Origin of the sequence: Cellulosilyticum sp. WCF-2, assembly GCF_003990395.1 — a bacterium.
GTDB classification, from domain to species: Bacteria; Bacillota; Clostridia; order Lachnospirales; family Cellulosilyticaceae; genus Cellulosilyticum; species Cellulosilyticum lentocellum.
On sequence record NZ_CP034675.1, the window covers coordinates 1,001,211 to 1,013,302 of the forward strand.

10 protein-coding genes are annotated in these 12,092 nt (G+C 36.3%); all 10 read left to right on the forward strand.

Annotated features, from left to right (window positions below; genetic code table 11):
• The first annotated feature begins 158 nt into the window (after window positions 1–158).
• The 10 genes from EKH84_RS04435 (at window position 159) to EKH84_RS04480 (ending at window position 12,079) form a co-directional block, all read left to right on the forward strand.
• Complete coding sequence (locus tag EKH84_RS04435) at window positions 159–974, forward strand: PP2C family protein-serine/threonine phosphatase (RefSeq protein WP_127065314.1); 816 nt, start codon at window positions 159–161, stop codon at window positions 972–974.
• A 17-nt stretch (window positions 975–991) separates the two neighbouring features.
• Complete coding sequence (locus EKH84_RS04440; RefSeq protein WP_127065315.1) at window positions 992–2,644, forward strand: serine/threonine-protein kinase; 1,653 nt, start codon at window positions 992–994, stop codon at window positions 2,642–2,644.
• 18 nt (window positions 2,645–2,662) lie between these two features.
• The gene (locus tag EKH84_RS04445; protein WP_127065316.1) at window positions 2,663–4,024 is read left to right on the forward strand and encodes a copper amine oxidase N-terminal domain-containing protein; all 1,362 of its coding nucleotides are present in this window, start codon (window positions 2,663–2,665) and stop codon (window positions 4,022–4,024) included.
• A gap of 9 nt (window positions 4,025–4,033) precedes the next feature.
• Window positions 4,034–4,609 (forward strand): FHA domain-containing protein, encoded by a 576-nt coding sequence (locus tag EKH84_RS04450; RefSeq protein ID WP_127065317.1) that lies wholly within the window; start codon window positions 4,034–4,036, stop codon window positions 4,607–4,609.
• A gap of 25 nt (window positions 4,610–4,634) precedes the next feature.
• On the forward strand, window positions 4,635–9,635 hold the full coding sequence (gene essC / locus EKH84_RS04455) for a type VII secretion protein EssC (RefSeq protein ID WP_127065318.1): 5,001 nt from the start codon (window positions 4,635–4,637) through the stop codon (window positions 9,633–9,635).
• 22 nt (window positions 9,636–9,657) lie between these two features.
• The gene (locus EKH84_RS04460; protein ID WP_190283485.1) at window positions 9,658–10,383 is read left to right on the forward strand and encodes a LytR/AlgR family response regulator transcription factor; all 726 of its coding nucleotides are present in this window, start codon (window positions 9,658–9,660) and stop codon (window positions 10,381–10,383) included.
• Window positions 10,384–10,385: 2 nt separating this feature from the next.
• On the forward strand, window positions 10,386–11,063 hold the full coding sequence (locus EKH84_RS04465; RefSeq protein ID WP_127065320.1) for a hypothetical protein: 678 nt from the start codon (window positions 10,386–10,388) through the stop codon (window positions 11,061–11,063).
• Entirely contained in the window at window positions 11,050–11,298 is a 249-nt protein-coding gene (locus EKH84_RS04470; RefSeq protein WP_127065321.1) for an EsaB/YukD family protein, read from the forward strand. The genes EKH84_RS04465 and EKH84_RS04470 overlap by 14 nt, the downstream gene beginning before the upstream one ends.
• A gap of 96 nt (window positions 11,299–11,394) precedes the next feature.
• The gene (locus tag EKH84_RS04475) at window positions 11,395–11,754 is read left to right on the forward strand and encodes a hypothetical protein (protein WP_127065322.1); all 360 of its coding nucleotides are present in this window, start codon (window positions 11,395–11,397) and stop codon (window positions 11,752–11,754) included.
• A 10-nt stretch (window positions 11,755–11,764) separates the two neighbouring features.
• A complete protein-coding gene (locus EKH84_RS04480) occupies window positions 11,765–12,079 on the forward strand; it encodes a WXG100 family type VII secretion target (RefSeq protein ID WP_127065323.1) in 315 nt (104 codons plus the stop codon).
• Window positions 12,080–12,092: the final 13 nt, after the last annotated feature.

Consider the following 12,092-nt stretch of genomic DNA (forward strand, 5'->3'; position numbering starts at 1 on the left):
TTTTTGTTGTTAATATTAAAAAAATAAATGAATAAACAAGACAAAATAAACTAATATAAACAATATTCTATAAAATCTATAGATAGTGAAAATAAAAAGTATTATAATACAAGCAATGGGTTTAATGATCCAAAAAAGTTTTGTAAAAGGAATTGTAAATGAATAAAGTGAAAATTATTGCTATTGTTACCTGTAATAAGGGAAATGTTAGGAGAAATAATCAAGACAACTTTTTACTAAATGGTGCGCATCATATAGGTAAGCTTACAGAGGATGTAGACTATAGATTAGAAAGTAAAGATAAATTTCAAATGTATGCTGTGTTTGACGGCATGGGCGGAGAATGCTACGGAGATGAGGCAGCGTTAATCAGTAATCAGGTAGCGGAATACTATAGGAAAAACTTGAAAGACAAAGAGATAAAGACCGCCAGTAGATATTTGGAGCTGTATTTTAAAGATGCCAATAGTAAAATATGTGAGATGATGGATGAAAAGAAAGTGAGTGCTAGCGGCTCAACTGCGGCGGTTATATGGTTTTATAAAGATTTGTTTTATGGGGCCAATGTAGGAGATAGTCGCATTTACTTATTCAGGGACAATAGATTAGAGCAGTTATCTATAGATCATACAGAACAGGCCTTAATGGAGAAGCTTCATCTGAATAAAGGGCAAAGTGGGCAAAATTCAGGCCTTACACAATACCTAGGGATAAGACCGGAGGAGATGGTAATAGAGCCTTATTATTTCAAATTAAAACCAAAGAATAAAGATATTTTATTACTTTGTAGTGATGGACTCACAGGATGTTTAGATAATGAAGCTATAGGCCAAGTGCTAGCAAGTAGTAAAAGTACAGAGATAGCCATGGGACGCTTGTTAGAACAGGCTCTAAAGGCTAAAGGAAAAGATAATATCACAATAATGCTATTAGAAGTAAGAAAAGGCTGGTTGAGTAGTATTGGTCAATTGTAAAAAAGCAGGAGGGGAATATGAACGAGCAGTATAAGAAGTATGAACCTTTATTTGGGGATTGGAAAATTAGTAGACTTATCGGTAAAGGTAGTTTTGGAGAGGTTTATGAGATTGAGAGAACTAATTTTGGAACCACTTATAAAGCCGCCTTAAAGATAATTGTTATTCCTGTAGATGAGACAGAACTCCAGGAACTCATGTCTAGTGGTATGAGTGTTGCGGAAACAAAGCAGTATATTAAACAATCTGCACAAGATATCATGAGTGAATTCGTCCTAATGTCCAAATTAAAAGGAAATACTAATATTGTAAGTTATGAAGATCATCAGGTTATAGAGCATGAAGATAAATTAGGCTGGGATATTATGATGAAGATGGAATTATTAGAACCTATTAATAAGTATATTAAGAAAAATGGTTTTACTAAGAAAAATCTTATCAAATTAGGAATAGATATCTGTACGGCCCTAGAATTATGTGAGAAGCACAATATAGTACATAGAGATATAAAGCCAGAGAACATCTTTGTATCACCTAATGGCGATTTTAAACTAGGTGATTTTGGCATTGCTAGAAGTATTGAAAAGGCCACATTAGGATTATCTAAAAAAGGGACCTATACTTATATGGCGCCAGAGGTCTATAAGGGGGAAAATTACACCACCACAGTAGACATCTATTCTCTAGGAATCGTCATGTATAAATTTATGAATTGTAACCGTATACCTTTCATGCCACCATATCCTATACCTATTGTTTATACAGATAGAGAAAATGCCCTTGCTAAGAGGATCAGAGGAGAGAAGCTCCCTATACCAGAGGGTGTAAAGTCAGGGAAGCTATTGGAGATTGTAAGAAAGGCATGTCAATTTAATTCTGAGGAAAGGTATCAGGATGCTACCCAGATGAAGGCGGAACTAATGAAGCTTCTTGAGACAGAGGAAGATACCATCATCTTGGCACCAGCTACAGAGGAACCACCATTAAATAATAGGAACTGGAGCAGAATGGAAGAGGCATTAGGGGAAGAAGGACAAGAGGAGGTTCAAGAGGAAGAGATTGAGAAAACTGTTCTGATTGATAAAGAAGAACTACCTGTAGTGACACCCGTTCAGTTACCTAAGGCGCCGACTAAGGACAAACGAAGAGGCGTTATAATAGGTGGTTTAGTAATAGCAGTATTAGGTATAGTTAGCACCATCTATGTCCTATTTAGTAATGATCATACGCCAAAGATAGAGGAAGCCGATACCCAAGCTTATATAGAGCAGCAAAAGGGAGAATATAAAGAGTCAGAGCCTGCTGAGAAAGTAGAACCAAAAGAAACAACTACTCAAGAGAAGGCAGCAGAAGGAATAAAACCAGAAGCAGTGGAGGTAGAAGAGAACAAACCAGAAGAAGTAAAAAACGAAGAAGTAAAAGCAGAACCAGAACAAACACCACTAGAAGAAAGTAAGCCTGTCCAAGAGAAGCCAACACCAACACCAACACCAAAACCAACACCAAAACCAACACCAAAGCCAACACCAAAGCCAACGGCAACCCCTAAAGTTGGAACTCAAACATCGGTTAAAAATCCAAATAAAGAAGAAGCACCTAAACAAGAAATACCTGTACAGCCAACGCCAACGCCAAATACACCACCAGAAATCTATACAGAGTTTGAGTAGGTGTTCGAGGAGGAATATATGAAAAGGTTATTAAAAGTAGGTTTATTAATATTTTTACTGACAATACTAGGCATCACTAGCTTTGCAGCTTCACAGCCCAAGGTAATCGTCAATGGAGAAACATTAGAGCTAGAGGAAAAGCTTATTATGAAAGATGGGTCCATTTACATCTATTTAGGAGATATAGCAAAAGCTCTCAATTTTGAAATCAAATGGGCTGCTGATAAAAAGGCAATTAATTTAAAAAATGAGAATATGATTATAGGAATTGAGGCCAATAATCAGTGGTATTCCAAGAAGACTAAGAATGGTACTATGACGACTTTGAAATTTGATGCTAATTCGGTGCCAAGGTTAATAGATGGAAAGCTCTATGTGCCTATTGGTAATTTTACAATAGTAGCGGGTGGTAAAGTAGGCTGGGATGGAGAAAAAAATATTTATAGTATTATTCATGATGCGCAGCTTAACTATATACAAAGTAGTACGGTAAGTGTCTATGCAGGAATGGGCAAAAAGGGTAACCAAGATGGCACTTTAAGACAAAGTCAGTTTAAATATGCACAAAGTATCTATACCACTAAGGATAAGACGACTTATGTAGCAGATTCTGGAATACTTAGAAAGATAAGTGGAGATGCAGTAGAAACCTTACAGATGCAACCAAAGAACATAAAGCTAGCAGCACTAAAGGGACTTGATAATGAAGTTTATGCATTAAGTACTAAGTACACAAGTGCTAAAAAAGAAGAGCAATATGGCATCTTTAAAATAGAAGGTAATAACCTAAAGGAAATACATACACAAAATGCAAAGCAAGCTAAAATCATAGACTTTGACGTAGCCTCTACTAGTACCATGTGTATCCTCAAAGAGGATATTACTACAGGTGAAAAGTATATAGAGATGATTAATTTAAGCAAGGATACTAAACCCGTCAAAGTAGAAGTGAAGGAAGCCTTTACTTGTTTAGCAGCAGATGGTGACAGAGTGTACCTAAGCAGTAAGAATGGAAGTATCTATTATTATGATATAAAAATGAAGACAATGATTGTAGTAGCAGGAAAAAATAATGTACATCAGTTTAGAGATGGTGAAGAGGAGTTATTCTGCCAACCACGAAAACTTAAATATTATAAGGGAAGCTTGTACGTATTAGACTATAACGTTCTTCGAAAAGCTTCTGTAAGTGCAACAGGTGTAGTAGGTTCATGGCAGACGATAGCAGGTAAAGCTACAGGGGCAGTTAATCCTAAGATGAGTAGTGGTGCTAGTGAGGAATTATTACTATCCACTGTTAACCCTATGGACTTTTGTATGAGTGATGATGGTATCCTTCTAACAGATGCCACTCAATTTAAAATTATGAGAATCAAATAGGAGGGAACTGTGTTAGGTGATTATAAGATACTCGTTGCTATTGCCATCTTGGTAATAGTGATGATTTGGTTAAAAGTAAAGAAGGCAAAAGATAAAGAACTAAAAATGATTGCAGAAGACAAACTAAGAGATCATGCCCTAAATAGAGCACTTGCCAATGATCTATATGGTGATAAAGAAGCTGGAGAGAATATAGAGAGCTTGCCTTATGAAGTGGACTATAACCAAAGTCAATTAAATAATCGTCAAACAAAGCGAGATAAGATGATGATTCAGATAACAGCATGTTCTGAGTTGTCCAAGAGGAAGTTCATGATAGAGCTTAAAGACGTTATTAAAATAGGGCGTGCCAAAGAAAACACCATTATAATAAAAGATTCCATGGCGTTACCTGTTCATTGCGAGATCTTTAGACATGTAAATGATGTTTATGTAAAGGACTATAGTGGTAATAGAACATTGCTAAGCCGCAAGAAGCAGCAGGTATATGTAGATGAGAAGGGGATTAAAGTGCGAACAGGAGATAAGATTGTAATCGGTAATACAGTTTTAGAAGTGACGATTATGGGTGAGCAGAATACTTAAGAAATAGAGAATATGGAGAGAGAAAATGAGCTTAGTATTATTAGTCTATAGTGAATACGCATTTAAGGAATTTTTGCTACCTTCGCTGGATAATACAGATTATGAATTGGTACTTAAAAAAGATATTTTCTGTATATCTAATAACTTAGAAGTTAAGCTTGAAGTCATGGATAATAGCTGGAGATTTGTAAGGAGCAATGCTTATAGTTTGGTTAAGGAGAGCATAGATTACTTTGGGGAGCAGTTTAAAGACCGAGATGTTCTTAAGATGACAATTGATAATGGCCAGACAATGACCATCATTGTACGTCAGGTAAGCAATTACTTTAGTGTATATGAGAAGTTTGACTTAAAGGGTTACAATCAAGTGACTATAGGGAAGAATAAAGAGAATCTAATCTGCTTTGATGACTTAGGCGTTATTTCACGTAGTCATGCTACTTTGGTGAAGAAGGGGAGTTACTATGTTATAGAAGACCGTAGTGTCAATGGTACCTTCGTGAATCACTTACGGGTACAAGGAAGTAAGCAATTGGCTTTTGGGGATTGTATTGATATATTTGGGCTTAGAATCGTATTTCTAGGTGATCGTCTAGCAATTAATACAAGCCATCCTAACGTTATAGTAGATAGTAAGCTGAGTCACCTAGAGGAAGAGATTGTTGCAGAAGTGGGAGAGGAAGAAGATGAGATAGCGCCTGATAAACAAAAGGTGATTTTTCATAGATCCCCACGTTATATCAGTACATTAGATACAGAACCAGTAGAAATTGAAGTACCGCCAGCACCTAAGCAAATGCAGAAACAACCTTTGGCCATGATTGTTGGTCCATCTATGACTATGGCACTACCTATGTTACTGGGATGTGGTTTAACCATTTATGGTTCTTCGCGTAGTGGGGGTTCTAGTGGGATTTTTATGTACACAGGTCTTGTTACAGCTATATCTTGCGCACTTATTGCAACCATATGGAGTCTTATTAATATTAATTATGCTAAGAAGAAAAATAGAGAAGAAGAGCTACATAGATTTGAGGCATATAGCGAATATCTCATTAAATGTACAGAGACTATCAAAGAGTCTTATGAAAAGAACACCAGGATTTTAAAAGAACGCTATATTGAACCTTCTATATGTTGCCACTATACAGAGGCAACGCCTAAGTTGTGGGAGAGAAACTTTACACATCAAGACTTTTTGACTCAGAGAATAGGAATAGGGGATATACCATTTCAAGTACCTATTATCATTCCTAAAGAACGCTTTACCTTGATTAATGATAGCTTGGCACAGAAGCCAAAGTTTATTAAAGATAACTATGAGATGCTAAAAGAGGTGCCAGTATGCATTGATGTGATGAGCAGGAGTCTCATAGGTATAATTGGTGGCGTGGAAAAGAAGGGGGCTATTCATGTTGTACATACCTTAGCTGCTCAGATAGCTACCAATAACTGTTATACAGATGTAAAAATGATCTTTGTATACAATGGTAGTGAGAATCAGGCTGAGAAGAACTGGAACTTTGCTAAGTGGTTACCTCATGTATGGTCAGAGGATAAACGAAGTAGATTTGTAGCTACTAATAAATCAGAGGCCAGTGATATTTTCTATGAACTCACTAAGATATTAAGGTTTAGGCAAGAAGAGAATGGCTCTTTTAATAGAAAGAGTAAAGCTTATAAACCCCATTATATCTTATTTATAGAATCTCCAGAGTTTCTAGAAGGTGAGCTCATCGCTAAGTATATTTTTGACTGTGACAATAACTTGGGGATGTCTACTATCTTATTAGTAGATCATTATGAGCAGCTTCCTAATGCTTGTACCTATGTGATTCAAAACGATGAGGCATTTAAAGGCATCTATGAAATTACAGAGAAACAAGAAGAACGGGTATCGGTGAGATTTGACCAGATTGCCCCAATTGAACTAGAAAGACTAGCTAGGAACCTGGCAAATATAGAAGTAAGTGAAGTAGAAGTGGGTGGTGAGATTCCTAGTGCCTTAAGCTTCTTTGATATGTATCAGATTCAATCTCTAGAGGAACTAGAGGTATTAGAACGTTGGAAGAAAAATCGTACTTATGAAAATATGAGGGCATTAGTAGGACAGAAGTCAGGAGGGAAACCTTGCTACTTAGATGTACATGAGAAGTATCATGGGCCACACGGTCTTGTGGCAGGGACTACAGGTTCAGGTAAGTCTGAAATGTTGCAAACTTATATTTTGTCACTGGCAATTAACTTTAGCCCGGATGATGTAGGCTTCTTTATCATTGACTATAAGGGTGGGGGAATGGCAAATCTCTTTTCTAATTTACCACATCTTATAGGCCAGATTTCTAACCTTTCGGGGAACCAGACAAGAAGAGCTATGGTTTCTATTAAAAGCGAAAATAAGAGAAGGCAGAGAATCTTTAATGAACATGGTGTAAACAATATTAATCTCTATACAAGGCTTTATAAAAATAATGAGGCAACACTACCTGTCCCTCATTTATTCATCATTATAGATGAGTTTGCCGAGCTCAAGAGAGAAGAGCCAGATTTTATGAGAGAACTCATAAGCGTTGCACAAGTAGGGCGAAGCTTAGGGGTACACCTTATCTTAGCAACGCAAAAGCCCAGTGGTACAGTAGATGATAATATCTGGAGTAACTCTAAGTTTAGGCTTTGTTTGCGCGTACAAGATAGACAAGATAGTAATGATATGCTACATAAACCGGATGCGGCGTATATTACCCAAGCTGGACGTTGCTACTTGCAAGTAGGTAATGATGAACTATATGAACTTTTCCAATCTGGTTATAGTGGTGGTACTTATGACGAAGATATGGGAAGTAAGAAGACAGATATAGCCAAGATGATTTCTATTACAGGAAAGGCAGCATTAGTTGGCAGCAAGGTAAAGAGAAAGCAGAAGGAAGAGAAGAAGGTCAAATGGATTATGACCTTATTAACCATTATGAGTGGTATTGCCGATGGGTTAAGGACTTCGTTAAATGAGATAATGGATAACAATCTAGATCAGCTCATAGCACAGATGTATACTAAGCTGCAAGAAGAAAAGATTGATTACCCAGTATCAGAATATAACTCTCAACGATTAATAGGGCTTATTCATTTATTTAGAAGTATGAAGGCAGATGAAGAGATTGATGAAGCAGTTACAAGGCGAATCATTGCCCTTGCTGAGATTAAAAATATTAAGCTACCAGAGATGAAAGAGCCTACTCAGTTAGATGTTGTTATAGATTACTTAAAGCAGACAGCTACTAAAAATGGCTATACACACAATGTACAGCTTTGGCTACCTGTATTACCCCTTAAGCTTTATATGAGTGACCTAGAAAAGTATAAGGAAGAGGCTATAGAAGGTAACAAGTGGAATGGGGAACAGCATAAGTGGAGTCTGCAAGTAGAGATGGGCCTTTGTGATGATCCTGTTAATCAAGCTCAGATGCCATTAAAGGTAGACCTAGCTGAAATCGGTCATCTAGCAATCTGTGGTATTGTGGCCAGTGGTAAGAGTACGTTCTTACAAAGCTTCATTTATCAACTAGTTAATAACTATTCCGCAGAATATATTCATATCTATGGTATTGATTATAGTAGTAAAATGCTAGGAGCCTTTGAGAAGGCACCTCAAGTAGGGGGAATTGTATTTGAAAATGAAGAGAGCCGTTTAGAGAAGCTCTTTAATATGATCATGCAGCTCTTAGAGGAACGTAAGACACTACTTAGAGGAGGAAGCTATAGTCAATATGTGAAGGCAAAGGGGGTTAAGCTTCCAGCTATTATAATTGCATTAGATAATGTGGCTGATTTTAGAAATAAAACGAATAGTAAGTATGACGACCTCTTATTACAGCTATCAAGAGATGGTGTGGGTTATGGTATTTTCTTAGTCCTTACTTCTTCTGGATTTGGTGCTATGGAGATTCCTACTAGAGTAGCAGATAATATTCGTAAGGTGATTAGCTTAGAGATGAATGATAAGTTCCAATATGCAGATGTAATGAGAAATATGCATTTACCTGTATTACCAGAAGTAGGGGTTAAAGGTAGAGGGCTTGCAGAAGTTGGAGAAGACATCCTAGAGTTCCAGACAGCTTTGGCATTACCAGCAGAAGATGATTATAAACGTATGGAGCTTATAGATGCTAGGTGTGTAGAACTAAGAAACGAATGGAAGGGAAAACGTGCAAAGGCAATTCCTGAGATTCCAGAAAAGCCAGTGTGGAAAGAGTTTGCAGCTTTAGAGGATGTACAAAAGATGATAGAGCATCCAGCTTATTTACCTTTAGGCTATGATATGGCAGATGCAAGCATCTATGGCATAGCCTTGAATCATACCTATAGCTACATTATTTCAGGTAAGGCAAGAACCGGTAAGTCTAACTTAATGAAGCTTCTCATGTTAGGGGCTATAAGCAAAGAGGCTCAGCTAGTCATTATAGATTATCAAAAGGAATATGAGTCATTTAAGGTTCAAAGCCCAGAGATGGATTATATTACAACGGATGAAGAGCTATATACCTATTGTCTTAAACTAAAAGATTTATTTATTCCAAGGAACCAAAAGAAGAATCAATGGATAAAAGAAGGGCTAGAAGACGAAGAAATCTTTGAAAAGATGCAAGAAAATCAAAAAATATTTATATTTGTAGCTGATGTAGTGGAATTTATTAAGCGTGTTTATAAACCAAGTGAAGGTGTACAGGATATGAGTGGCTTCTTACAGAACATTACAGACAAGGGTTACTTACATAATGTATTCTGGATATCAGCGTATAACCAAGACCAGTACACAGAAGTTATTGGTAAGCCACTCTATGAGAACCTAGTGAGAGCTAAAGCAGGTATTCACTTAGGTGGTAATGTATCTGCCCAAAGAGTATTCGAATTTAGTTATATGCCGTATATGCAACAAAGCAAAGTGCAGAAGGCTGGTATGGGGATGATACCATCTACCAATGAGGAGGAAAAGACTCAAAAGGTAGTTATTCCAATGGTAAAACTATAGAAGATTTGGGAGAAAAATGAGTATGATTTCTATGGTTGTGTACAACGAAGATAGTGAAGAGATTAAGAAAATGAGAAAAATCATAGGGGATATTATTCCCATCATTAGTGAGGATAAGTGGGATTTACGTTTCTATACAACTTTCGAATCTTTCGCGTGTTATATGGAAAAAAGCAAAGGGATTGATCTTCTTGTCTTTGATATAACAGGGATTGATGCAGTCTCTCAGCTAGAGAGGGTAAGACACCAGCAGAAGGAAGCTGTCTTACTTATTATTGCTAATATGACTATTTCGCCTATGGCGTATATGAAACCAAGTATTAAGGCAACCTCCTTATTATTACGTCCCATAGAAGACAAAAAAATGAATAGGGTACTTAAAGAGTTCTTAGTTGATTTTGTAGAGAAACAAGAAGAGCATAATCCTGAACATGTGTTTCAAATAGAAACAAAGGGTGAGGTTCAGTATATTCCCTATGATAAAATCTATTATTTTGAAGCACGGAAAAGAAAACTCTACTTGCGTACAGTAAGTGAAGAATACGCATTTATTAACACAGTAGATAATCTAGAGCAAATGTTAGGGGAGCAGTTTATACGCTGTCATAGAAGCTTTATTGTTAATTCTAGAAAGATAGTAAGTATTGCCTTAGCAGACAATATCATTAAATTAACGAATGAGTTAGTGGTTCCTTTGTCTAGAGGGTATAGAGGTAATATTAAGAAGAGCATAGGAACGAGGAAATAGTGATGAAAGAGTCAAAATTTATGGTGATTAAAGATGATGAATTTGCTGTGTTATGTGCTTTATATGGTATTACTCATTTCTTTGGTACCTTAGAAATGGGAGCAGCCAAACTCAGTAAACAGGAGATATATGCCTTAGTCTATCAGCTTTACAAAAAGGATTTATTAGTATATGACAATGACAAAATAGTATTAACACCTAGCATTAAAATGATAGGTGAGGGCATTAAACGTGCCACAAGACTACTGAGTCTTGTCAATCCCGTTACTTCAGAAAATCATTCTTTTTATTATACCCCACATGCAGATTGGTGTATCAACTTACAAAAGGGGTGGGAAGATCCTAATAGTATTAGACTAAGATGTATAGATAAAGAAGAGGTTATTCTAGTTGGAGAAGAGGCGGAGCTGCTTCCTAAGCAACTGCTTGATGAAGTTAGCATTCAAAATGTGCAGCTTGATGAAGCAGAAACGGTACTTAAAGAGTATTTAGTTCTTAATGTATATGACCTTGATACCGATGAAAGGCTAGTGGAGATCCAAGTAGGAATGGCATCACTAAGTGCTGTACTAGTATATAGGGATGAAACGATGACCTACAAAGAAGTATATGTGTTAGACCGCTTGAAGAGATTAATAACTACATTATTACAAGGGGAGAAGCACTATGATAATGGTTGATATTTATATTGTATCCATAGATAAAACCTATGACTTTAATTTAGATGAGGATACCAACATTGAGGTATTAACTGAAGAAATCAGTGAGATGGTTTCACAGAAGGAGAGAGTGACTTTAGAAGGTAAAAGTGATAACTTTTATCTCTGTAGCGAGAAGGATCAGAGGATCTTACCTAAGAATCTAACCCTTAGAAAGTGCCATATTAGAAATGGGGACTGCCTGTTTATGATATAAAAATATGCATTCTATACATCTAAATGTGTATTTGGTCTGAAAAAAATAAAATGACACAAAGTTATGTTAAAATAACAAAAAAGAAAGGAGCTTGATATGTTTCATATTGTAGTAGACGAATTACAACTGTCCTATAAAGATATAGAAAAGCAAATAAACATGCGTCATTCAATGATTATGGAAATAGAGAAGGTAGTGAAAACTTTAGCATCTATATCAGGGGTAGAAGACATAAGAGATAGTCTAAATAGTCAGCTTAAGAAATTAGAAACAGAGCAAAGACAGTATGTACAGCTGCTACAAGCTCTAAACCTAGTTTTGACCTATTATAATGAAGGGGAAAAGCGCATTATCTCAAAATGTGAATTAGGCGATAGCTGGGCATTTCAAGTGTCTTTTAACAAAAACGATTTTAGTAGTATAGCAAATGAACTTAAGGATATTAAGTTGGATTAGGAGGTAGAAAATGGGGATTAAACAGATTGCTACAGATACAGTAATCATGCAAAATGACATTACTGCACTAGAAGGGGCACTGAGCACCGTAAAGGCAAAGATGGATAATATGTTTACTAATATGAAAGAATTAGATGGTATGTGGTCAGGTACGGCTAATATGGCATTTATGATGCAGTTTAATAAAGACTATAGTACCTTAAAGGAAATTTGTGATATTCTGACTGGTTTAGTAGAGAGTATAAAAACAGCAAAGATAGAGTATGAGAAGTGTGAATCTAGTGTAAACACAGTAATCAAGAATATTAAGATTGAGGGAATGTAGAGGAGGAAGGTAT